Annotated in this window: 28 protein-coding genes; 7 read left to right on the top strand and 21 right to left on the bottom strand. The window is 59.6% G+C overall.

The window, feature by feature from the left end; genetic code table 11:
* Positions 1–3: 3 nt before the first annotated feature.
* The 6 genes from J4G43_RS22710 to J4G43_RS22685 form a co-directional block, all read right to left on the bottom strand.
* Positions 4–525 (bottom strand): RNA polymerase sigma factor, encoded by a 522-nt coding sequence (locus tag J4G43_RS22710; protein WP_063983741.1) that lies wholly within the window; start codon positions 523–525, stop codon positions 4–6.
* Positions 522–731, bottom strand: a complete 210-nt coding sequence (locus tag J4G43_RS22705; RefSeq protein ID WP_208086375.1) for a YgaP family membrane protein — start codon at positions 729–731, stop codon at positions 522–524. The genes J4G43_RS22710 and J4G43_RS22705 overlap by 4 nt, the downstream gene beginning before the upstream one ends.
* A gap of 95 nt (positions 732–826) precedes the next feature.
* Entirely contained in the window at positions 827–2,011 is a 1,185-nt protein-coding gene (locus J4G43_RS22700; protein WP_208086374.1) for a serine hydrolase domain-containing protein, read from the bottom strand.
* 75 nt (positions 2,012–2,086) lie between these two features.
* A complete protein-coding gene (locus J4G43_RS22695; RefSeq protein WP_208086373.1) occupies positions 2,087–2,779 on the bottom strand; it encodes a GNAT family N-acetyltransferase in 693 nt (230 codons plus the stop codon).
* A gap of 4 nt (positions 2,780–2,783) precedes the next feature.
* On the bottom strand, positions 2,784–3,131 hold the full coding sequence (locus J4G43_RS22690) for a Lin0512 family protein (protein WP_063983745.1): 348 nt from the start codon (positions 3,129–3,131) through the stop codon (positions 2,784–2,786).
* Between the two features lie 180 nt (positions 3,132–3,311).
* Positions 3,312–4,976: an acetolactate synthase large subunit gene (locus J4G43_RS22685; RefSeq protein ID WP_208086372.1), complete on the bottom strand. Its 1,665-nt coding sequence runs from the start codon at positions 4,974–4,976 to the stop codon at positions 3,312–3,314.
* Positions 4,977–5,621: 645 nt separating this feature from the next.
* Between J4G43_RS22685 and J4G43_RS22680 the strand changes: the two genes are divergently transcribed.
* From J4G43_RS22680 to J4G43_RS22660, 5 genes are all read left to right on the top strand, one after another.
* Positions 5,622–5,807 carry a hypothetical protein gene (locus J4G43_RS22680; RefSeq protein ID WP_208086371.1) on the top strand — a complete coding sequence of 62 codons (186 nt, stop codon included), beginning with the start codon at positions 5,622–5,624 and terminating at the stop codon, positions 5,805–5,807.
* 139 nt (positions 5,808–5,946) lie between these two features.
* The gene (locus J4G43_RS22675; RefSeq protein ID WP_208086370.1) at positions 5,947–6,162 is read left to right on the top strand and encodes a hypothetical protein; all 216 of its coding nucleotides are present in this window, start codon (positions 5,947–5,949) and stop codon (positions 6,160–6,162) included.
* A gap of 182 nt (positions 6,163–6,344) precedes the next feature.
* Entirely contained in the window at positions 6,345–6,605 is a 261-nt protein-coding gene (locus tag J4G43_RS22670) for an antitoxin Xre/MbcA/ParS toxin-binding domain-containing protein (RefSeq protein WP_208086369.1), read from the top strand.
* Positions 6,606–7,144: 539 nt separating this feature from the next.
* Positions 7,145–7,366, top strand: coding sequence for a hypothetical protein (locus tag J4G43_RS22665; RefSeq protein WP_208086368.1), 222 nt, complete (start codon positions 7,145–7,147; stop codon positions 7,364–7,366).
* On the top strand, positions 7,357–7,650 hold the full coding sequence (locus J4G43_RS22660; RefSeq protein WP_208086367.1) for a hypothetical protein: 294 nt from the start codon (positions 7,357–7,359) through the stop codon (positions 7,648–7,650). Before J4G43_RS22665 ends, J4G43_RS22660 begins: the two co-directional genes overlap by 10 nt.
* A gap of 8 nt (positions 7,651–7,658) precedes the next feature.
* Here J4G43_RS22660 and J4G43_RS22655 read toward each other — a convergent pair whose 3' ends face one another.
* The 3 genes from J4G43_RS22655 to J4G43_RS22645 form a co-directional block, all read right to left on the bottom strand.
* Complete coding sequence (locus J4G43_RS22655) at positions 7,659–8,615, bottom strand: hypothetical protein (protein ID WP_208086366.1); 957 nt, start codon at positions 8,613–8,615, stop codon at positions 7,659–7,661.
* A gap of 322 nt (positions 8,616–8,937) precedes the next feature.
* Positions 8,938–9,276, bottom strand: a complete 339-nt coding sequence (locus J4G43_RS22650) for a hypothetical protein (RefSeq protein WP_208086365.1) — start codon at positions 9,274–9,276, stop codon at positions 8,938–8,940.
* Positions 9,277–9,418: 142 nt separating this feature from the next.
* Complete coding sequence (locus J4G43_RS22645) at positions 9,419–9,631, bottom strand: hypothetical protein (protein ID WP_208086364.1); 213 nt, start codon at positions 9,629–9,631, stop codon at positions 9,419–9,421.
* A gap of 276 nt (positions 9,632–9,907) precedes the next feature.
* Here J4G43_RS22645 and J4G43_RS22640 point away from each other — a divergent pair, with 276 nt between their 5' ends.
* On the top strand, positions 9,908–10,234 hold the full coding sequence (locus tag J4G43_RS22640; protein WP_208086363.1) for a hypothetical protein: 327 nt from the start codon (positions 9,908–9,910) through the stop codon (positions 10,232–10,234).
* 252 nt (positions 10,235–10,486) lie between these two features.
* Here the strand turns inward: J4G43_RS22640 and J4G43_RS22635 are convergent, their stop codons facing one another.
* The 6 genes from J4G43_RS22635 to J4G43_RS22610 form a co-directional block, all read right to left on the bottom strand.
* Positions 10,487–12,115: a hypothetical protein gene (locus J4G43_RS22635; RefSeq protein ID WP_208086362.1), complete on the bottom strand. Its 1,629-nt coding sequence runs from the start codon at positions 12,113–12,115 to the stop codon at positions 10,487–10,489.
* 25 nt (positions 12,116–12,140) lie between these two features.
* Positions 12,141–12,494 (bottom strand): hypothetical protein, encoded by a 354-nt coding sequence (locus J4G43_RS22630; RefSeq protein ID WP_208086361.1) that lies wholly within the window; start codon positions 12,492–12,494, stop codon positions 12,141–12,143.
* Positions 12,495–12,705: 211 nt separating this feature from the next.
* The gene (locus tag J4G43_RS22625; RefSeq protein ID WP_208086360.1) at positions 12,706–13,038 is read right to left on the bottom strand and encodes a septal ring lytic transglycosylase RlpA family protein; all 333 of its coding nucleotides are present in this window, start codon (positions 13,036–13,038) and stop codon (positions 12,706–12,708) included.
* Positions 13,039–13,078: 40 nt separating this feature from the next.
* Complete coding sequence (locus J4G43_RS22620; RefSeq protein WP_208086359.1) at positions 13,079–13,447, bottom strand: hypothetical protein; 369 nt, start codon at positions 13,445–13,447, stop codon at positions 13,079–13,081.
* A gap of 117 nt (positions 13,448–13,564) precedes the next feature.
* Complete coding sequence (locus tag J4G43_RS22615; RefSeq protein ID WP_208086358.1) at positions 13,565–14,029, bottom strand: hypothetical protein; 465 nt, start codon at positions 14,027–14,029, stop codon at positions 13,565–13,567.
* A 1-nt stretch (position 14,030) separates the two neighbouring features.
* Entirely contained in the window at positions 14,031–14,567 is a 537-nt protein-coding gene (locus J4G43_RS22610) for a hypothetical protein (protein WP_208086357.1), read from the bottom strand.
* 239 nt (positions 14,568–14,806) lie between these two features.
* On the opposite strand from J4G43_RS22610, the gene J4G43_RS22605 reads away from it, so the two are divergent.
* The gene (locus J4G43_RS22605; RefSeq protein WP_225005045.1) at positions 14,807–15,286 is read left to right on the top strand and encodes a hypothetical protein; all 480 of its coding nucleotides are present in this window, start codon (positions 14,807–14,809) and stop codon (positions 15,284–15,286) included.
* A 306-nt stretch (positions 15,287–15,592) separates the two neighbouring features.
* Here the strand turns inward: J4G43_RS22605 and J4G43_RS22600 are convergent, their stop codons facing one another.
* From J4G43_RS22600 to J4G43_RS22570, 6 genes are all read right to left on the bottom strand, one after another.
* On the bottom strand, positions 15,593–17,275 hold the full coding sequence (locus tag J4G43_RS22600) for a methyl-accepting chemotaxis protein (RefSeq protein ID WP_208086356.1): 1,683 nt from the start codon (positions 17,273–17,275) through the stop codon (positions 15,593–15,595).
* Between the two features lie 415 nt (positions 17,276–17,690).
* Complete coding sequence (locus tag J4G43_RS22590) at positions 17,691–18,488, bottom strand: IclR family transcriptional regulator (protein ID WP_208086355.1); 798 nt, start codon at positions 18,486–18,488, stop codon at positions 17,691–17,693.
* Between the two features lie 132 nt (positions 18,489–18,620).
* Positions 18,621–19,856: a DUF3422 domain-containing protein gene (locus J4G43_RS22585; RefSeq protein ID WP_208089389.1), complete on the bottom strand. Its 1,236-nt coding sequence runs from the start codon at positions 19,854–19,856 to the stop codon at positions 18,621–18,623.
* Between the two features lie 344 nt (positions 19,857–20,200).
* Positions 20,201–21,460, bottom strand: a complete 1,260-nt coding sequence (locus tag J4G43_RS22580) for a Glu/Leu/Phe/Val family dehydrogenase (RefSeq protein ID WP_208086354.1) — start codon at positions 21,458–21,460, stop codon at positions 20,201–20,203.
* 219 nt (positions 21,461–21,679) lie between these two features.
* A complete protein-coding gene (locus J4G43_RS22575) occupies positions 21,680–22,342 on the bottom strand; it encodes an amino acid ABC transporter permease (RefSeq protein WP_208086353.1) in 663 nt (220 codons plus the stop codon).
* Positions 22,339–23,001 carry an amino acid ABC transporter permease gene (locus J4G43_RS22570; RefSeq protein ID WP_225005044.1) on the bottom strand — a complete coding sequence of 221 codons (663 nt, stop codon included), beginning with the start codon at positions 22,999–23,001 and terminating at the stop codon, positions 22,339–22,341. Before J4G43_RS22570 ends, J4G43_RS22575 begins: the two co-directional genes overlap by 4 nt.
* Between the last annotated feature and the right edge of the window lie 39 nt (positions 23,002–23,040).

The following is a 23,040-nucleotide window of genomic DNA, read 5'->3' as shown; positions in this document are numbered from 1 at the left end:
GTCTCACCTCGTCAGATATTCGCGCATCAGGGCGCGGGCGCGATGCAGGCGCGCCTTCACGGTCTGCCTGGACGCACCAAGCGCGGCGGCGATTTCGTCGATGGTCATTTCCTTGACGTCCCGCATCAGCGCGACATCGCGATAGTGCGCTGGCAACGCTTCAAACGCAGCCGCCACGTCAAGACGCAAATCCGCTTCGGAGCGCGACAGCAGCAGAGCCTCCGCCTCGCCGTCGTCGATCGATGGCGCAAGCCCCGCCTTGCGCGCGAGCCGCAGACATTCGCGGCGGACCACGCTGAACAGCCACGCGGAAAAGGCGACGAGCGAGCGGATCGTACCGACATGGCGGAACAGGATCCACATCGCCTCCTGGGTTGCATCCTCGGCATCCGCCGAGCTGCGGCAGGTGGCGCGTGCGTAGCGGCGGATATCCGGCTGCGCCGTCTCGAGCAGAGACGCGATCGCCTGGGGATCGCCGAGCCGGGCCGCCTCGAACAGGCTTGACGAGATCGCCGCCGCACTCACGACACGCCTCCTCGTCCGATCCCGGCCATCGCGCACATCGGGCAATAGCCGACGAGCCCCGTCAATGCGAAGCCTGCGCCACCGAGCGCCACCAGCCACGCTGCGACGCCGGTGAGAAAAACGAATGCGGCAATCGCAACCGCAATTCCGAGCGCAACCCGTACCGCCTGATGCAGACCGCCGATATTCTTCCTGTTGAATGCCATCACATCCTCCGAAATGAGCCGAAGCAAAATGCCTCGACCATCAAGAGGACGCGAAGGCCGGAAAGGATTCGCGGACGCCGGCAATTTTTTCGCGATCAGCCCCCGACCGCCTGGTAGGCCAGGCGCTTGAACTCGAAGAAGAAGGGGTTCCAAAAGCCCATATGGCGCTGGGCCATCAGCACGCCGGCGGTGTTGGCCTGCGGACAAATCCACCAATGGGTGCCGGCAAGCCCACCCCACTGAAATTCGCCGGTCGAATTCGGGGGATCGAACGGCGTCGGCGCAAAGGTGACGGCGCCGCCGAGACCAAAGCCCTTGCCGGGGATCGGGCCGAGATTGGCAAATCGGATGGTCTGGCCCGCGGGCAACTGGTTCGTCATCATCTGCCGCAGCGTGTCGGGCTTCAGCAGTGCATCCGGACCGGGTAGCAGCGCGCGTACCAGCGCCAGCATGTCGGGCAAGGTCGAGACCAGACCGCCGCCGCCCGAGAGCCGCGGAAACGGCTGCCGATAGGCCCCCGGATAGGGCAGATTGTCGGCCCGCGTCAGGCCCGGCTTCATCGGATCGAGCACGTCGGCGCCGGTGTAGAGCGCAACCAGCCTGCCCTGCTGCGTCTCGGGCACTGAGAAGCCGGTATCGACCATCCCGAGGCGATCGAAGATGCGCGCCTTGAGGAAGGTGTCGAGCGCATGGCCGGAGACGACCTCGACCACGCGGCCGAGCACGTCGGTCGCCACCGAATATTCCCAACCCGTGCCGGGATGATAGGACAGCGGCAGATCGGCGAGCTTGTCGATCATGTCGGAGAGCGGCGTCAGCGGGTTGAGCACGCGCGCCTCGTTATAGCCTTTGAACAGCACCGTGCCGGGATCGAAGATGCCGTAGCTGAGACCCGAGGTGTGGGTCAGAAGCTGGCGGATCGTGATCAGGCCCTTCGCCAGCTCGACATCGGCAAGGCTCGAGGCACCCTGCTTCAGCACCTTGCGATTGCCGAGCTGCGGCAGGAATTTCTCGACGGGGTCATCAAGCCCGATGCGGCCCTCCTCGACCAGCAGCATGATCGAGCAAGTCACGAATATCTTGGTGTTGGAGAACGCGCGAAAAATGTGGTCGGGCCGGAGCGCGGCTTTTGCCTCGCGATCGGCGAAGCCGACGCATTGCTGATCAACGACATCGCGCCCCCGCAGCACCGCCCAGGACACGCCTGGAACGATCTCCTGATCGACGTAGCGCTGCATTGCCGTCCGCGCGGCGGAAAAATCAGGTGTTCTGGCGTCCATGTGTTTCCCCAAATTATGGTTGGGACGGATATAGCGCGAATTCGTGGGATATAAAGCCCGTCCGGACCGCGCAGCTCATCCCTGCTTCGCCAGCACCGTCACATACAGGCGGCGGCGGATGCGCATGCCCTGCCGCTGATACAGTGCGATCGCCGACGCGTTGTTCGAAAAGACGTGCAGGAACGGAATTTCGCCGCGCGCCTCGATCCGGCGCGCGACCGCCGCGAGCAGCGCCTGCGCGTAGCCGCGCCCACGATAGTCCGGATGCACGCAGACGGCCGTCATCTCGACGAACTTGCCCGGCTTCATCCGCTCGCCCGTCATCGCGACCAATTCTCCACCAACGCGGATGCCAAGGAAGGTGCCGAGCTCATGCGTGCGCAACGCGAACGGACCAGGCTTGGTCAGCTCCGTCAGCGCCATCATGGCGGCGACGTCGGCCGCGCCCAATTTGACGATCTCGGCATCGCGAAGCGGACTGTCGGCCGGCGAGCCGATCATCTGCTCGCCGGTCTCGGCCAGAACGACCTTGAAATTGGCGGGAACGTCGACCGGCTCCGGCGTGAACAGCGCGGCGACCTGCGAGCCCGCCAGGAGATCACCGAGCGCGGCGAAGCTTGCCTCGGACATGTCGACCATGTCGGCAAACGGTGTCATGTCCACGGGATAGCGCCGCGCGCGCGGGCCGCCCTCCGCCAGATGCTTCTGGCTCGTCGTCAGCGCGCTCCAGATCGGACGATCCAGTAGCCGCTCATCGCTGTCGGACACCGGCCTAGTCCTTGTCGAAGCTGACGATCACCGCCGCATTGGCGATCAGGATGGGATCGTTGGCCACTTCCGTGGCCGAGGGAATCTCTAGCCCGCCCTTGACCGCAGTTACGGTCACCGTGCCGTAAGGCAGCTCTTTCGCAACGGCGTCCTTGTCCACCGCTTCAGGATTGGGCACCGCAATCGTGACATCGACGAACATATCGTTCGCGGTCTTCCCGATCATCCGGAAGAAACCAAGGCTCGAATGCCTGATGGCATCCGACACCGCACGCTTCGCCGCCTTGGTGGCGTCCCTGCCGTGGACGTCAACGCCCATGCCCATCTCGGTGATACAGCGAACGCGAGTCATGTCTTATTCCTGTGGTTGGTTGAGCTACGTTGATGCAGGTTGTTATCGGATTTTGGCTGATCAGCATACTCCGTCATTGCGAGGAGCAAAGCGACGAAGCAATCCAGACTGCCTCCGCGGAAAGATTCTGGATTGCTTCGCTGCGCTCGCAATGACGATGTGGCGAGAGCATCGACCACATCACGCCTTCGACTTCTCGTGCGCCCGCAGCTCGTCGACCAGCACGCGCACGTTCTCCGAATAGTCGATCGGGATTACAACCAGATGCACGCCGCCCTCCTTGAAGGCCGCATCGAGCGTCGGGCCGAAGCTGTCGATGCTCTCGATGCGATGTCCCTTGGCGCCGTAGGCCTTCGCGTAAAGGACAAAATCGGGATTGCCAAAGGTCATGCCGTAATCGGCGAAGTGATCGACGGCCTGCTTCCAGCGGATCATGCCGTAGGCGTTGTCCTCGAGCACCAGCACGACCAAATTGAGCTTGAGGCGGACGGCGGTCTCCATCTCCTGGCTGTTCATCATGAAACCGCCGTCGCCGGCCACCGCGAGCACGCGGCGATCGGGATAAAGCATCGCGGCCATCATGGCCGACGGCAGGCCGGCGCCCATCGTCGCCAGCGCATTGTCGAGCAGCAGCGTGTTGGCGACGCGGGTTCGGTAGTTGCGCGCGAACCAGATCTTGTACATGCCGTTGTCGAGCGCGACGATGCCATTCTCCGGGATCATCTGGCGAATGTCGTGCACGATGCGCTGCGGTGTCGGCGGCCAGCGCGCCTCGGTGGCGCGGTCTGCGATGTGCGTGAGGATCTCCTCGCGCAACGGCAACAGCGCCGCCGCCTGCGGCAGCTTGCCTTCGAGCCGGTCGGCGAGCAGCTCCAGGCTCGGACCGACGTCGCCGACGACCTCGGCATCGGGGAAATAGACCAGCTCGACGCTCGCCGGCGTGTAGCTGACGTGAATGACCTTCGGTCCCGACGGCCCCATGATGAAGGGCGGCTTCTCGATCGGGTCATGGCCGATCGCCACGATCAGATCGGCTGCGTCGATCGCGTCATGGACATAGTCGCGCTCGGATAGCGCTGCCGTGCCCATGTAGAGATTGGTGCCGCCGGGCACCGTGCCCTTCCCCATCTGTGTCGTGAAAAACGGAATGCCGGTTCGCCGCACGAAGCTGGCGATGCCGTGGGTCGAGCGCGGCCGGCTGGTCGCAGCTCCCATCATCACCAATGGACGTCTTGCGGCCAGGATCATCTCGGCGGCGCGGTCGAGGGCGGCGCGATGGGCGACCGGAATTTCGATCGGATGGACCGGGATCACGGGGACGGCCGGCACTTCGTCGCCCGCGATGTCCTCGGGCAGCTCGAGATGCACCGGCCCCGGCCGTTCCTCCATCGCCACGCGAAAGGCATCGCGCACCACGGTCGGAATGCTGGAGGCGCTGATGATCTGCCGAGAGAGCTTGGTCAGCGGCTTCATGGTCGCAACCACGTCCACGATCTGGAAGCGCGCCTGCCGGCTGCTCATGATCGGCTTCTGGCCGGTGATCAAGATCATCGGCATCGCGCCGAGATGGGCATAGGCGGCGCCCGTGGACAGGTTGAGCGCGCCCGGGCCGAGCGTCGAGAGACACACTCCCGGCTTGCCGGTCAGCCGACCGTGCGTGGCGGCCATGAAGGCCGCGGCCTGCTCGTGACGGGTCAGGACCAGCTCGATTTTGGAGGTGCGCAGCGATTCGACAAGGTCGAGATTTTCCTCTCCGGGGATACCGAAGATGCGATCGACGCCCTCGTTCTCCAGCGCCGCCACAAACAGGTCCGATCCTTTTGCCTTGCGTTCCTGCCCGCTCATGTCGCCTCCGCTCGCTGTGCGTCCCGTGGTCGGGAGCGGTCACATGGTAGCGGCTCGTGGCGCAGGCACAACTCACAAAGAGGCGGGCGATTGTTCCAACATCGTCAATACGATCGCGGCGAAGCAATCCAGAATCTTTCCGCGGATATTTTTGGATTGCTCCGCCGCGCTCGCAACGACGCCGTTTCCGAATTCCGGTAGAGCGGATTGACCGACTGTTCGGGCATTTTGCCTGTCGGGCTGCGAAGCGCTACAGCTTCGCCTCGGCAAAGATGCCTGATATCCAGTCGAGGAAGACGCGCAGGCGGAGCGCGAGCTGGCGGTTTTGCGGATACAGAATTAAGTCGTTGAAATCATTGATCAGGGTCAGTCATCTCCACCGCAAACAGCAGCGTGTAGCTGCATGGAGATGCCGATGGCAATCAAGTATTACTGCGATGGCTGCGATGAGCAGGTGGCTAACGACCTAATCAAGAAGGTCACGGTTCGCGTGGAATTCACCGGGACTAGTCCGGGGTCAGGCGGCCAGTATGAGCTGTGCGGTCATTGCGCGAAGCAGCTGACCAAAGACGCCGACCCGAGGAAGTGGGTCCGATGCACACCAGAACGCGTACCCGCATAACCGCTCAGCAGGGGCCAACAAACATGAGACCGGAATATTGCGAAGCCGTTGACGAGGACACGCCCTGCGTCTGCGGCGCAACGAAGGAAGGTAAGGACCCCGTCCGCGGCGTCTGTCAGGCGCGGCGCAATGGTCCGAAGCCGCAGTCCTTGGTTCAACTCGTTCTGATCGACAAAGTGACTGGCGAGATCGTCGCCAGCACACGCTAGCGCAGAGGCAAGGCAAATGAGCATGAAGCAGAAAATAGCGCGGCAACTCTATCGGCTCGACAATGGAATGGCCGTTTGGTGGCTGTACCTGAAGTGGAAGCTGGAAGTGTCCAACAGAACTCTTCAGTAGGGAACGACCATGGGCGAGCTAACTTTTGCGAACGTCGCCCAGAAATATGAACTCGTCACCTGTGCCGGCGAGGTGCGGTTCAGGCAGGCTAAGCCCGACGAGGTAGGCCCGCTCCAGATCCTTCAGCAACGGTTTGAAGTGGTCGAGTACGAGGATGGGAAGATCGTCGAGTGCCGCCAGGATTGGCGCGACGTCCCAACGGTCTCGAATGGAACGCGCGGATGAGCGATCAAGAAGCCATCGAAATGGCGAAGCGGTACGGGCTTTGCCGTTGGTTTCCAGTCGTGCGGATACCGCCGCTGGGCTGCATAGACGAAATTACGACAGTCGAGTGGCGGCGCAACCGAGACCCTTTGGTGACCCGCGCCCCGACTGTCCACCTGTCCTGACCGATGAGTGCTGAACAGATGACCCTCTGGAACGAGATAGCGAGAAAGCTTTTCCAGCGCTGGGGTGCGAGCGCCTACCCCGCCATGGATCGTGACCAGGTCGGGAAGCTACTTGCCATAAGCATTGGGCTTGGTGCCCTTTTCAACGAAGACGCTGAGGCCGAACGTAACTGGATGCACGCGCCCCACCAAGTCTTCCGCGGTCGCCCTCTTACGAAGCTATTGGCGGGCCATATCGATCAGGTACTAGATCAGGTCAACAAGGAACGGAATCTTTGACCAATTACCAGCACCCGGAGCGCCCCTGCGTAAAGGTAACGCGCGTCAACGGCCGGGGATATGAGGAACGCGGACGCGCCGCGAAAGGTCGCCGTATGGCGGCCGGCTGGCCTCATCCACATTTGTGACCGAACACCGAGGAACCCATGAGAGCAAGACCGCACATTGAGCCGCTTCCGACCGACCACCCGGCACCTCCCGTTAATCCGACCAACCAACTCCAAAAGTTATGGGATTCGATTGTAGAAAACACGAAGGGCGACGGGTTTTGGATTGGAGAAATTCTCCTTTCCGTTCTGGAGCAGGAGACTGGCTTTAACGGGAGCGAGAAATAGCATGGGCATAACCTATGGCGACCACCTAATTGATTCCGGCTATCACGACATCACGCCGGAGCAGGAACGCGAAATTGAAGAGGCGAGAGACAAGGAGCTTCGCGACCGCGCTTACAATTGCCCGTGCGGCGGATGGGACTGCTCCGGTCTTCCGGGCGGACCGCTCCCTGGCTGCCCTTACGATCCTGGGCAAGGAGCGCTGAAGTGACCGACGAGGAGATGGCGGCGTTCTTGGGCTTGAGTCCAGAGGAAGAGGACCGCGCGGGGTTCGTCAAGGGGCTCTCACCGGAGAAACGGGCCTTGTTCGAGCGCATGGCCGCACTGGAGACGGAAGTGGCGCTGTGGCAAGACGGCCTTGGGCCGAAGCCTCAAGGCGTCCTGATCGATACTGAGCGCAGCACGAAGCGGAGACGAGGATGGCGGTAAAGAAAGCTGAGGATCTGCCAATCTGGACGGATGAGGCTCTAAGCCGACTCCTCGGCGCACGTGATGGATACATTCACGCGCTGTTGGCAGTTCGATCAATGCGCCAGCGCTTCCATAGCCAGTACACGGGCAATTTCCACCCTCGCCACGTGCGAAAGATTGCCGAACGGGATGCAATCACCGCACCGTTGCGCGAACTGGAAGCAAGTCTGGACGCCGATCAGAAGCGGTGCTCAGAGGCCTATGACCGCGAATTCGCCCGGGCACATCCGCGCTCTCCCTGAGTGAGCCCCTATGTGCCAGTGATGATCTGCGGCGCGATCGCCGGACCGACCGTGATCATGACCCCGCCGGCTACAGTCCGAAACCATGGATGATACCCGTTGCTGTCATCGACAAAAGTCAGTGACCCCATCGGCTCTACGATGCTCGTGATCGGAGCGTCGCTCCAGATGATCTTCGTCACCACGCCGTTCGCCTTGCGCAGCGTGATCCGATAGATCGTGCCAACCTTCTCCGCGTCATAGGTGATTGTGCCCGACAGAGCATCCGCCATTGCCTTGACCGCCTTCGCTGCCGTCTTCGGCGTATTGTCAAAGCGATGAAGACCAAAGCTCATGTCCGGATTGGCCGCGTCCGTCCCGGTATCGTGCAGGGAAAAGATCGTGACCAGCGGCACACCCGCGAGGACCGCAGAGCCGATCATGCGGGCCACGTACAGCGCGCGTTTCGTCTCGTCGGCGCCGAGCCATTGATTGCAGTAACCCCACTCAGTCACCGCAAGCGGCCCGCTGTACGGCACCGCCGCGCGATAGCGGTCGATGAACGACAGGAGCGCTTCGGGCGGGTTGTTGGCGTCGTAAGGATGGATAGCCTGTGCGGTCAGCTTCGCCATGGTCGTCGCGCCCACCGTCGCCGCCACCGTGTTCATGAAGGGGTTCTGATCGTCCTGCGCCATCGCGGAGCCGACCCCCGCGCTGATGATCTGCGCACTCGCGCCCTTCGGCGCAGCCCGCATTTTCAAGATGCACGCCGAGAGCAGCGCCGCGTATTGCGTCGGGTTGACCGCGTTCGCCCAGAAGGCCGGATTGTTCGGCTCGTTGTAAATCTCGAACCAGACATCGGGCGCGGCGTACTGCCCGACCAGCCAAGCTGCGTAATTGGCGAAGCCCGCGCATGAAGCCGCATCGCGCGGTGGCAGGTTCCAGTCGCCAGACCCCGGGTAAAGCCGATTGCCATAGTCGAGCACAAGCACAGCCGAGCGGCCCGACGCGCGCACTGCCGCAATGAGCCCATCGAGATATGGCGAGACCGCATAGACCCCGACCGCAAGCTCGGTGTCGGCCCATGGGACATCAATCCGGAGGCCGGTCGCTCCTGTGTTGGCGAGCATCGCCATGATTTGCGTGACGGTCGGCAGCGGCGCGAATGAGAATTGCGCTGCGCAGATGATCGGGAGGGCTGAGCCGGGCGAGTTGATCATAGGTCACCTTCCAAAAAGCAAAACCCCGGATTGCTCCGGGGTTTTTATTGTCTATCTCACTCTCGCTGAGGAACGAGCACCTACCGAATTACGGAAGCGGGAATTTGAGGTTTTGCGCGACGAAGCACGAGAGCGCGGCGGACCTCTGAGCATCTGAAAGCGTACCGCAGATGATGTTCTGCCCACGGACATAGTCGTTTGGCACGAAGTATTTTTCGCACCAAGGCAGCCGCTTTCTGTTCATCAAGTCGAGCCGAAAGATCGTGGGCTTGTGTAAGCCGGCCGCGCGGTATTCGGAGGGGCCTATCACGAGATCGCTGCGCCAGTTGGGCTTTTCGATGTTTTCGGCGCCAGTGCCGTAGGCGACGGTGATGTCCTTGAAAGTCTCCCCCGTCGGGTCGTAGACTTGGTCCCTGACGTCGATCACCAGGACAGGACGCGCCTCATCGCTCGGCTGGAGCTTGGCCTTCGAATAGGGCCATTTGCACCAAACGATATCGAACACTGCTGGAGCGGAGGCAGAATCGTAGAACGTCCATCCCATAGGGATGGAACTATCACACTCGCGGTTAACGCGAAACCGGGCGGCTGTTAGCGTAAAGGTCGGTCAGCTCGGGGTCTTCCTGAGCGATCTCCTCAGGGGTGAGCCTGGAGTAGTTCGCCCGATACTTTCCAACCATCGGCGAGTCGACGTCGACCGTTGGCTCGGCTTTTTTGGACGGATGTACCCACTCGGAGAAGTCGGCAACGGTAGCCTGAAAATATCTCATCAGAGCAGCCATGACGCGTCTTTCCAGCGCATATTCTGATTCTTGATTCTGCGCGTTCGAGTTAAGGAAGCCTTACGCTAACTGTAGTTTCCAGTTGGTCCAATAAGGTTCAGTGCATGTGTGAGACAATTATGGCCCTGGTGTGCCGCTCTCGCAACAGCACAAAGGGGTGACTGTGACGAACGTCACATAGTAAATTGTCGCATGGTTTTCAACGCGGGGGGCCCAAGCCCGTTCCGGGCGAAGCTGCAGACTCCCATTTCCCCCGCCCGCACATAGATCCCCGGCATGCCTGGCCCCGACGACCTCTCCTTGCGCCGCACCGTGATCGGCGGCCAAACAGCGCCCGACGATTACATTGTGATCTGGGATGAGCTTGCGATCGGCCGTATTCACCGCTCGATCGGCCTCGGCGGCAAGGACGTATGGTCGTGGTCATGCGCCCTGCCGAACGTGCCACAGCGGAGCACGCATCGCGGCCGTGCCGATAGCCTCGAGGCAGCCAAGGGCGCCTTCCGGACCGCCTGGACGGACCTGCAATCGCAGATCAGCTACGACCAGATCAAGGAAGCCCGCGCGATTGATAGCGACCGTAGCCGACCTTGGCACAAATGACCTGGTCCCGCGCGTTCGACGATCCAGTTCCCGGCATGAGGACGCTGCGTGATGCGGCCGAATACATCACCCGCCTGCCCAAGGTAGAGCAGGCCAAACCCCACTGGCAAGCCGCGGCAGAGAGGCCCTGCTGATGGCAGCGGAAGGGACTGGTCCGGCCCTCCATGCCCGCGTCGGAATGCTGCGGGCGCTGAACCACGGCAAGCCAGAGCCGGTCAGGGAGAAGACGGCGCGGACTTATCGGGTGATCCGCTAGAACGTCGTGATCGTCCCGCCCCCTGCCCCCGGAGTCTGACCACCGCCAGGCAGGAAGTTCCTCGTCTTGATCGTCGAGGTGTTCGAGGCGAGCAGCGACGTTGCCGAGACCGCCGAGCGGCAATTCTGAAGCCACATGACGGCGGTCGCCTGCGTCTGGAAGTCGGTCGGGGTTGTTGATCCACCATGGCTGACGTCGCCGACGCTGTCATGGGCATACGTCCCAAGGCACCACATCTGGTTGCCGTTGATCGGGATCACGTTGGCGCCGTAGTTGCCATAATACTCACCGGTTACCTCAATGTTGATCGCATTGTCATGCGAGGTCAGGCCATTGCAGGACTGCACGGCATCCCGGCCGTTGTTGTAGCCCTTGCAGTTGATCGTGAGCGTGAACAACGCAGGCGTGCCGCCGGGCGTCCAGTGCGTGTTAATGCCGTCCGCTTCGTTCTGGGAGCCGATGCAGTTGACCAGCGCCGCCAGCCCGGTCATGTAGTCGAGCTTCCAGCCGTTGACGTTGGTGGCGGAATCGCCGGCATATTTCGCGCTGCAATTTACGGCCATGAAGTTCATCGTGGCCGCGGCGGTGCAGGCTACAGCGGCGGCAGCGCCGCCTTGGAAATTGAAGCCCTTGAGGTAGACATCTTTGGATGTTCCATCCTGAACGAAGTTCGGGGTCGCCTTCAGCATCGCGCGGGTATTCGCGTTCGTCACCGCGTCGTTGTTGGTGCGATGCACGTAGATGTTGGTCGTGACCTGAGCCCATGAATTAGGCGTGCTGTTGCACGTTGCCGCATCTGCCACCTGGACCATGCGCAGATAGTCGCCGTTCGCATCCGTGGCGCTGACGTCGATGATCTGGGAGACGTTCGAGCGCGCGGCGACATAGCAATTCGTGAACGTGCCGTCCGGCGTGCCGGGCCATGTCAATGCATCTCCCACCCAGCAATCGACGATCCCACCTTGAGCCGGGAAGGTGGCCCCGTAAGCGATGTAGGCGATGGGGACAGTGTTCGGAACGGGCGTAGACGTATTGGTAAACCCATCGGCGCGGCCATAACCGGCGGAGTTGTATTTCACCATTACGGTCGCCGGCACGCCTCCAGCGTTCGCGAGCTGAGTGGCTTTCCAGATCGATTTAACGGGGGAAGCCTGAGACCCAGGATTGGTGTTTGAGCCGGCGCCAACGTCTGCCCAATAGACGACCCCTGCGAGCGCCGGAGCAGCATAGGCCTCAGGGACGAAGTTGGTCGTGAAGGCGTAAGCGCCTGTCTGGCGGACCTTCAGTGGATAGGTCGCAAACGGCCAGTTGAATCCGGATGGAGGTTGCAACGCACCGCTACCAGTAAGGAGAGAGCTGTTCAGCAGAGCCAAGGCATCATCGAAATCGATATTCTTTGTGGTAAGACCGAAGCCGGTATAGTAATCGGCCAGATGGATAACCAAGGCCTTCACGGACCGATTGTAGATCGTGTAGCTCGATCCCGTGAGCGAGCTCAGCAAGTAGGCCAGGTATCTCGCGAGTGACTGTGACGAGCGATCGAAGGTATATCCAATCGACTCGTGATAGGTGATGATGGTCTCGGCCCACTCTTCGTTTTCGCGGACCGTGAGGTTGCGTGTCATCTCTATCTCTTCCTTGTCGGTTTTTTTAGATCATGCTGCCGGGCATGAAACAGCGAACGACCGGCCGGCCGTTCAGGTAGATTGGCCAAACCATGGTGCGGCCGGCGCGGTTGGGCTCGGTGATTACGGTGTCGTCGGGAACGTCGATCCACTGCCCCTCTATGCGGACGCGGTAGTGGCCATCCTTCGTGTCCCAGTCGACATCGGACAGGGCCAAGCCGTCGGCGTCTGAGCAACACGGCCCGCCGCCCTTGCTCTTGAGGCTATCGAACCATGGTTTGAGCGGAGAATTGGCGTAGCGCCCATCATCTCGAGCAACGGCCCAGTTCGGGAGCGCCAGTACGAGGACCGTGAGAGCCACGCGGATCACCGGAGGCATTTGCGCGCCTCCTGGATCTGGTCCCACGAGTAACCCTGCCTGAGAGCCCAAGCGAGTGCCCTAGCCTTCCCGTGCTCGGCTACAAGGCGCCTGACGGTCTGGCAGTCGACGCCCGGCGGGAGCTCGGCCGCGCCGGCCACGCCTGCCGCTGTCAGCACGATGGCAGCAGCAATCAGGCCGGCCCAAAGGAAGACCTTCCGATCGTCTCGGTTCATCGGACCGACACCCTCGCCGTCCCGCCCATGCCGATGGCGTTTGCGGCGGCCCTGGAAAGGTCGACGCAGCGCCCGCGCACGAACGGTCCCCGATCGTTGACGCGCACCAGGACCGTTCTGCCGGTCGCCTGAGAGGTCACGGCGAGGATCGTTCCGAAGGGCTTCGTCCGGTGCGCCGCCGTGAGTGCGTAGGTGTTGAAGCGCTCCCCGGAGGCCGTCCGGCGCCCGTGGTAACCGTCCCCCACCCCATACTGGCTGGCGATGCAGGTTTCGGCACGCAGGTTCGTTGCGGCGCACAAAAGCGGCGCCGCCAGAAGTAGGCGGATCATGTGATGCTCTCTAATTGAAACTTTAGTTCGGGCAGCAGCTCTATTTTGAAAACTGCGTCTCGTTGAACCGCTGCATTACAGAGCCGTGACGATCCAGCCCTTGGTGAAGCTTGCCCAGATCCTCGCGGATCAGGAGATTGTCCTGCTCCATATTTCCCTGCCGGGTTGCGAGAGCGGCCTGCCTGTCTTCGACCAGTGAGAGGCGCCGATCGGTATTTTTTAGATCAATGATGCTCGCCTCAACGTTTTTGACACGGTGGTCAATGACGTCAATCTTCCCAACTAGCCGCGAATTGTTCACGTCTATTTTTCCGCCCAACTTAACGACGAAAACCGTGATCGAGATAATTTGCCCTACGATGGCAACAACTCCGACCACCAAAGAGATGACAACACCAGGCTCCCACATTACGCTTTCCCAGCTTTCATTAAGAAGTACTCGCTAGGATATTCCCAGCCTGTGAAGAGATACCCTCTCTTTGCGGGTCAGGCTCGCACCGGCGTTCCAGCGCAGGTGCGGGCCGCTTCATTTCGTGATCAGCGCCTTAAATTTGTCCGTTGACATCGCGCCTGGACCATTCCGCAAAACCAAAGGTCCAAGACCAAGGCAAGCGCCAAGCAGCAGATATGCCCACTCTCCTGTGGTGCCGGCCTTCCAGCTCGGCAGGATCGCGTAGGCGAATAGCAGCGGAACGAAGAACTGCGACCAAACCAGAACGAACAACTGCGTTCCAACGGTAAACGCCCACATGATCTGAAGGAGCTTGTTCGTCTTCATGGCATCCATGAAGCTCGCGTAGGTCTTTGCGAGCGCATCGGCGTGTGACACTTCGACATCTCGCGCAGCGTTGACCATGAGGCCGTAAAGCTGGTCCTTCAGCTGCTCTACGCTGATCTGCTTGTTCTGGTAGGCAGTGAAGGCAGCAAGCGCTCCATCAATGAACTTGTTGATGAAGACGCCGCCCAGCGACGAGATGATTGCGGAGAACATCTCAGGCGGCCTTCGCTTCCTGCACCACGGCGACAGCCTCAGTCTTCGCCACAACCGCCGCCTGTACGGCCGCAGCCACCTTGGGATTTTCAGCGACATCCTTATCGGTGACAGCGACGACTTCGATGGGAAGCGTCGTTGCGTTACGGAGTTTCTCGTCGACCGCGCCCATCAAGGTGAGGACCAGAGGAAGGAGGTTGAACGCGATCCTGAGATACGGCTCGTAAGCATCCGGGACCAGCGGCATGATCGGGGTCAGATCGATGGTTCCGGCCTGAGTGAGGACCATCAGGACGACGCCCGAGATCATCTTCAAGCGCGCGAACAGAATCGTCTGAGACTTCTTGTAGAGCGTGACTTCCCACGGCTCGATCCAGTCGAAGAACGGCTGGAACCACGGAATTTGCTTCAGCAGATCACGACCCCAAATGGCGTACGCGGCATGTCCCGAAGCCGACCTGATCTGCGGCTTGCCCGGCGCGCTGCTGCCGCTCGGTCCTTGACCGGCGGGGCGTCCGCCCCCGTTCGCCCAACCCATCCCTCAAGCGCGTTGCAAAGTACCGGTCGTCAGGCGGCGAAAAGCCGAAGGCAATCCTGTGCGCCTCGTCAGACAAGATGTGCGGCCGCATCAATCGGGCCCAAAAGCCGCACTCTCACGAATAGGACGGGCTAGTTGCCGCCGCGCGCGCGACCCGTTGGCGAGAGCTCCCAGAAGCCCTGGGACCACTTGCCCAGTACGCGGCGCCGGAATGTCTGTCGGCAATCGCGACACCCGACGTGAACACCGACGCTGCTCTGGTAGTGTTGCAGTCGCTCATCAATCGAATGGAAGTGATGGCCGAGAGCGCGTATCGGGTCGAGCACGACCAGTCGAAGAACCTGCTGACCTATCACAACCTACTCCAGCGCTTCATCGATCACGACCAGGAAATCGAGTTTCACCAAACCGAAATTGCATCCCTGAAGTTCCCGCTCAAGCTCGCAGAAGTCACCCAGGTCGATTCCAAGACGAGTTCCGCGGTGCAACTGGCCGACGTCATGATCGGCGCCGCGATCGAGGCGGCAACTAATCTGACTGGGTTGCGATCCGGCGGGCTAGACCCCGAGGCGGTGATGTCACTTTACGCCGACAATCAATATATCCATCTGATCCCATCCATCGACTTCGAGGAGCAACGCCGTTTCAGGCAAGGCACCCAGGCGTCCGAGCTGATCGACTATTTTTCTGCAAACTGTTCTGGCCCACGCAAAAGCTGAAACGACCATAGAGGAGCCTGCTCGCGCACTCTGCCGAAGACGATGAACGCCAGCTCGTCGCGCCTGAATAAGCGAGAGGGCTGGAGCGACAAGTGTCGCTCCAGCCCATCTATTCATGCACTGCGCTTAATTCGCGGTTGCACCCGTGCACCGTCGATCCAGATCGCTACCTTTCCGGTTGCGACAAGATCAGCCGTCTCCGATACGACCATGTTTCGGATCGACGGTGCCAAGGAACGCCAGTTGGTTCTATTCACATGAAAGAACTCTCACCTGATGACGATCGAGTTCTTACTAGATTGGCCCTCACGCCGCCCGGACCGACGAGAGAAAGTGGCCGATCTCCGACCTAAGTTTCTCGCTGTCGACCGACAGAGTTTGGGCAGCGGACAAGACTTGGGCGGACGCTGAACCCGTGTCGGTTGCTCCGCGCTTTACGTCCGCGATGTTGGTCGACACACGGTGAGTACCTTCGGCCGCGTGCTGCACATTGCGTGAAATCTCCTGGGTGGCAGCGTGCTGCTCTTCGACTGCGGCCGAAATAGCCGAAGCGGATTCGGAGAGACGCTCGATGGTATTTGAGATCGCCTTGATCGCAACAACCGACTCTTGCGTCGCAACCTGAATTCCCGATATTTGCTGACCGATTTCACCCGTCGCTTTTGCCGTCTGCTCCGCCAGGGCTTTGACTTCAGAGGCCACTACCGCGAAGCCTCGCCCCGCCTCACCAGCCCGCGCCGCCTCGATCGTGGCGTTAAGGGCCAGGAGATTGGTTTGTCCAGCAATGCCGTTGATGAGCTCGACTACATCTCCGATGCGGCCTGCAGCCTCTGTCAGTTCGCTGACACGTCTATTTGTATCTCGCGCTTGGCCGACGGCTTCAGAGGCAATTCGGGCAGATTCCAGAACCTGACGGCTGATCTCATTGATCGAAGAAGACAGTTGTTCCGTTGCGGCAGCTACGGATTGAACATTCGTCGAAGCCACCCCTGATGCATCCGCGACGATGCCCGTGAGGTTCTCGGAATGGTCCGCCGTGTTCCGCAGGGCTTTTGCCGACGCTTCGAGTTCGGTCGAAGCAGATGATACGGCTTCTACGACCTCGCCCACAGCTTGCTCGAACCGGTCAGCCAGACTGTTCATATCGATGCGACGGGTTTCAGCAGCCTGTCGCTCAGCCTCCTCCTGGAGCTTTCTCAGACGCACCACCTCGACCGAGTGATCCCGCAGCACCGCCACCGAGGACGCCATCCGACCAATTTCATCACGGCGATCCAGTCCGGGTATCTCCCCATCGAGGTCGCCCGCAACTATCTCCCGAAGACGCCGATCCATCGCCACAAGCGGTCTCGAGATGGACCTCGCAACCAGCATCGTGAAAGCTCCGCTGACCAGGACGATCAGCAACATAAATCCACCAAGTCGAAACGCAGCAGCACCGAAAGCACCTTCGAGATCGTCTACGTACATGCCGGAGGCAACGATCAGTTTCAACTCCGGAAGACCTATCACGAACGCCTTCTTTCGGAGTGGCTCCGTTTGCCCCGCTCGGGGAAAGTAATAAGTAACGACGCCGGACCCCGTCTGCTGCGCCTTGTCTACAATCTCCTTGCGGAACAGGGTCCCCTTCACGTCTCCCTTATCGAGCAGGTTTTTCCCGATGTTCTGAGGAGTGCCACGGTCCGCCAGGATGGTCCCATCCCAGTCCCAAACAAAAAAGTAGTTGTTTCCATCGTATCGAGCCGCGGAGACGATCGATCTCACCTTTTCTATGAGACCATCCCTTGTCAGTCGTCCCGAGCGCAAATCAGGCGCCAGGCCGTCGATCTGCGACGCAACTACATCCACGACGCTGCGCAGCGACCGCGCTCTTTCAGATTCGATCTGAGTCCGCAGCTCGAGCAACGCCGTTGTCGCCACGGCAATCACGCCGACGAACATGACGAGAGTAATGATAGCAAGGCGCCACGCAATCTTGGTTTGCTTCACCTGACGTCTCCAAGTTGGAATCGACATATCCTGTTTGACAAGAATTAAGATCAGATTGCCTTGGCTAACCTCATCGGATCGTCAATTCCGAAAAATGATAATTTCGCTTGCTTGCCCTCGGAAATGAAATGTTTGACATCAAGTTGCGCTGGCATCATTGGAAGCAACAAAGCTGACATGAGCGCACAAGCGCGAACTACCTCCATTAAATAGGAATGGAGGCCTCACGGTAGCCTATCGTGATGGCGCCGCTGCACTTGATCTTGTTCAGCGTCGGACTGTCGGCTGCAGCCGGCGGCTCGACCATTGTGCTCGCCATCATGAGGGCGGGCAAACTCCCAATAGACGTGCAACGTTCATCATACCCTCCTCTGCTCCATGATGACGATCTAAGCCGATGGGGCGAATTTCGCTTTCAAGCGTCCTTTAGCGTTTCGTCCTCGCTGTCGGTCTGAAGGATAGTTTCCGATAGGAGGGCGGCGGCCTTTTGCAGCGGGGGAATGAACCGGTCTAATTCAGCGAAACTGACCCGTGCCACGGGGACGGATACACCAAGGCAAGCGATCAGCTCGCGATCCGGCGAAACGATGGGCACGGCGCAACCGACAACGCCCTTCACGTACTCCTCATTCGTCTTAGCCCAGCCGCGACGGCGGGTCTCCTCAAGAACCGTCAGAAACGTATCGCAATCAACGATAGTGTTCTCCGTGTACTTAGTCAGAGCGAGTGAACGACACAATTTCTCACGCGCTCTCGCGGGTAAGCGGCTCATGTAGATTTTTCCCGTCGACGTGCAGTGAAGTGGAGCGGCTTCGCCCGGATTGAATTGAAGGCCTTGCGGCTGGGATACGCGCACGCTGTCGACATAGGTGACGACGTTGTCGCGCACGACCCCGATTTCACATTGCTCGCCGATTTCGCCCGCAACGGTGCGCAACACGGCGTGGCGGCTCGCCGTTCGAAAGGCTGCGCCGATCACTTTGGCGGACAGCGTGACCAACTGATTGCCGACCACGTAGCGCTTAGATCCAAGCGCCTTCTGAAGTAGCCCGCGTTCTTCCAAGTTTCCGACCAGCCGGTGCGCGGTCGGAAGAGGCAACGAAAGCGCGTTCGCAATCTCCGCAACCGAAATGGCCTTCGTCTGATTGGCGACATGGCCAACGATCGCGAATGCGCGGTCGAGAGGTCCGTCAGATTTCGGTGGCTTTACCATACGATTCTCATCTCTCACCGACGGAAACCCGCCCCTTGCGGCGACGCAAGATAACTTGCGAGTCGGCTCACCGGCGGGTCGCGAACACCCGAGTTGGTGCACTGGCGATTGCCGCAGCGTTACGTTACGGATTCAACTAAGCGACGGATGGGATCCGCGGATGTGCTGAATGCTCCGCCAGACGGCAAAGAGAACAAGCGGGATTGCCAAGAGCAATAGAGATTTCGCAAAATGCGTATTAACCCCCAGCTCAGAAACACTTTCTAGAACGTTCTTTACAAGGCCGATAACGTAGTAGGTGATCGCTATCACCGAAAACCCTTCTACCGCCTGCTGGATGTGCAGCGCGGCTTTCGCGCGCTCCCCCATCGCAGCCAAAAGAGACGCGTTCTGGTCCTCCAGTTGCACCTGGACGGTAGTGCGCAAGAGATCTCCTGCCAAACGGACCCGCTCCGACAACTCGTCCAAGCGCCTTTCGGCGGCATGGCAGGTACGAATCGCTGGTTGGAAGCGCCTCCCTATGAACGTTCCAATTCTTTGTCGCTGTTCGACGCGCCCCTCCCGAATCTCCTCGATCCTGCTTGCGACAATTTCGGCATATGCTCTGGCCGCTCCGAATCGTTTGCGCGCCGTCGCAGAAAAGTTGAGGACGTCGGATGAAAGGCTGGTTACTTCCGACAGCAACGCTTTGTCGACTTTTGTAGCACTCTGCATGTGTGCAATCAGACGGCTCAACCGACGATCGTATCCGGCAAGCTCTAGGAGAGTCCGACGCGCCACTGGCATGGCCAACAACGCCATCATTCTATACGTTTCAATCTCGAGAAGGCGGCGAACCATCCGACCGGTTCGATATGCATTCAGACTCTTATTGAAGAGGATCATCTCAACAAAGCCATTCTGGTCGAGGCGGAAGTTAGAGTGCACTTCCGCGTCGCCACCCCCGACTTCGGAGGCCACACAATCGACGTTTGGCTCATCAGTTCGCTTGCCGCACTTTTCATCGCGAACGCGCACATGAATCGCCGCAATTGTCTGTCCTTCAACAAGAGCGCACAGCTTGAGAAATGACTCCGGTGGCACCGCCGATTGTTCCGAGGGGGCAGTGACAAAGGTCAACGTAAGAAACTCAGCGTGCAACTCCCACTTAATGCGCCCGTCCATATAGCGTGCGATCCCGTGCTTCCCTTGCTGCGTGATCGACAATCCCTCAAGGGATGAGAGGCAACTCGGTACACAGGGCTGACGGTTGTCGTCTACTATGGCGACATGCCAGACGTCTGTATCACCCTCGAAATACAAGGATGGTCGTGCGTGGAGTTCATTGTGAAGCTCCGCACGCAAGGGATGCGAGAAATTCAAGTCCATAATGTCCAACTCACGCATGCTTCGAAACTGGGGTCGAATGCATCTTTATTAGCGAACGGCGACGTCACCTTGCGACGACGGCGAAGCTAAGATTTGCTAGCTCAACAAAAAGAAGGGCCACCGCTCACGCGGTGGCCCAGTCAGGGAGGAACTGGGAACATTGGTCAACACATCTTGACAGGGGGGTCCTCCCGCATCCGCAACGAAGATTGCCCGCATCGAATTCACCCATGCTCAGCACGGCCTACCGTAAGATCATGGGTCGCTTGCACGACCTTGTTACCGTCATGTTGAACTTTTCACCGTCTCGGCTTCAGCGGGTTGGATGACCACGCCAAGCTCAATTAAGGAAACAATCCACGCAGCTTTTTCCCTTCACGAACCTTTTCAATCCCTATCGCCATTGCAGCCATGCGGTGGGAAATGGCATCTTTGCGGGCGCGGCGAATGACCCGATCGAAAGTCACATTTAGGATGTCTTTCAATCGATCATTCACTTCTTTCTCGGTCCAGAAGAGCCGCTGCAGGTCTTGAACCCACTCAAAATAGGAAACGATCACTCCGCCGGAGTTGCAGAGGATATCCGGCAATACAAAGATATCGCCTCGTTCTTCGATAATCGCGTCGGCATCTGGCGTTGTCGGACCATTTGCTCCCTCGGCTAGAATCCGACACGAAAGCTCCGAAGCATTTGTGGCTGTAATGACCTGTTCGGTGGCGGCGGGGATCAAAATGTCACATTCGCGGGTCAAAAGCTCCGAAGGATCAATGGCCGACTCGTTGGACCAGCCAGCCAAATACCGCTTCTGACCGACGTAGCGCTCAATCGCATCTACCGGTAGTCCAGCGGGATCGTAGTAGGCAGCCGTGTGATCGCTCAGACCTACAATTCTCACGCCCATCTCTCGGGCCAAAATATACGCCGAGATACTTCCTACGTTGCCAAACCCTTGAACGATCGCTGTCGATCTGGACGAATCGAGCTGAATTGACTCCAGCGCGCGTTTGACGAGATGCGCAACACCCCGTCCAGTCGCCTCCCGCCGTCCCGCAGTGCCGCCAATCGCGACGGGCTTCCCGGTTACTATCTCATTGATCGCGTGCCCCTTGTACATGGAGTACGTGTCCATGAACCAGGCCATGACTTGTTCATTCGTCCCCATGTCGGGCGCCATGACATCCGTATTCGGTCCTACGAAAGGAATCATCTCTTGCATGTAGCGGCGGCTTATCGCCTCGAGTTCGCGCGCGGAGAGGCTATTGGGATCGCAGGCAACTCCGCCCTTAGCGCCACCATAAGGCAACCCCGACAATGCGCATTTCCAACTCATCCAAATCGCTAAGGCAGCGACTTCGCCAACATCTAACTGCGGCGAGAATCGAGTACCGCCCTTTGTCGGTCCCAAAGTAAGATGATGCTGAACACGATACCCTTGGAACACTTTTGTTCGCCCATCGTCTGTGTGCAGCGGTATCGACACGCTGATCGCGCGCTTCGGGTATAGCAACCGGTCACGATGTTCCGATTCGATTCCGATGTAGTCTGCGACAAGATTAAACTGCTCCTGCGCCATTGCGAACACCGGTCCGCTGTAGATGCTCATTGCACAATCCTTGTAAGTTAGCGTTGACGGTCGATGGTCGTCCGCACGGCTGCTTTTTAGGCGATGATCTGACGGGTATGGGCGCGCTCTCGGTGTAGTTTGGGCTTTGCTTGAACTAGAACACGTCTCCGCGCAAAGCCCTCGATGGAGTCGATCGGGTCTCGCCAAAACGGGGCAATTGCCTTTCCCTCGAAGGTTTCGATCGACTAGGAATTGTTTTCAGACTCGAAGACGGCGTTCGATCATACTGGCCAGCCCGGTCAACGAGTAGCAGATCACAAAGAATATGCTCAGCACACCCAGATAGATCTCGATGGCGTGTGAGTCTCCGGTTCCGACATACGCTAGTCTTTCTATCATTTGACGCGCCGATCCCAAGAGATCCGACACGCCGACAACGGACGTCAGTGCACTCGCCTGGACGAGAACAGTGAGCTGCCCGACGTAGGGCGGCAACGCACGCCGAAATGCTTGTGGCAAAATGACGAACACAAGCGCTTCCGTTGCGCTCAAGCCAAGCGCTCGGGCGCCCTGCTCTTGGCGATGTGGAATTGAATCCAAGGCGCCTCGAAAGACCTCACCGATGTTCGCCCCGCCCCAGAGCCCCAATCCGATTATTGCGGCAGTGAGTGGGCCCGTGCGGAGACCAATTTGCGGAAGGGCAAAGAACACGAAGAGGAGTATCATAAGCGACGGCACGCCGCGGAACAACTCGACGTAAAGCCGTCCGACAAAGCGCGCGAACGTGAGCGTGCTTTGCGACAGCGCCGCGATCAGGAGACCAAGCATTGTCGCCAAAATGACGGTGAGCAGCGAGATCCACAAAGTGACCAAAAGGCCCTTACCAAGGTAAAGGGTGACAGGCCAAACCCAGTTGTTCATTTAACTACTCCCAGCCCCGGAATCGCGAGCCTGCGCTCGAACGTACGAGACAAAGCGCTGAGAATGCTGCACACCAGCAGGTACATGAGACAAGCGATGCCGAAGGTCTCAAACACTTTAAACGTATCCGACACGATCCGGTTGGCGACATAAGTCAATTCCTGATAGCCGACGACGATCATGAAGGAGGACGATCTGAACTGCGTGATCGCCGTGGTCGTTGTTCCGGTGATCGCCATGCGCAACGCGATCGGGAGTGTGACGTCAAGAAAGGTCTGGAACGCCGGCAAGCCGAGAGCGCGAGCTGCCGTCACTTCGCCTTTCGGCACAGCTTCGAATGCGGCCCTGAAGACCTCCGTTTGATAAGCACCGCCCCACAATGCGAGCGCTAGCCAGGAAGTTTCGAATGGCGTCAGACGGATGCCTATGTCGGGTAGCGCGTAGAACAGGAGGAATATCTGTACGAGGAGCGGCGTGCAGCGGAATGCATTTACGAATCCAACGATTGCAATGTTGGTGATGGGGATCCGTGCATAGCGTATTGCCCCGAGCACGAGCCCGATCCCAATTCCGAGCGCGATGCCGATCGCGCTGATGAGGAGGCTGTTGCCGAGCCCCGCCAGCAGCTCAGTTACCTCTTTCATGAGATCGTTCTGCACGATCCGCACCTCCGCTCAAGCCGAATTGGGACGCTATCG

Origin of the sequence: Bradyrhizobium barranii subsp. barranii (genome assembly GCF_017565645.3) — a bacterium.
GTDB classification, from domain to species: Bacteria; Pseudomonadota; Alphaproteobacteria; order Rhizobiales; family Xanthobacteraceae; genus Bradyrhizobium; species Bradyrhizobium barranii.
This window is presented reverse-complemented; position numbering and strand designations above follow the sequence as displayed.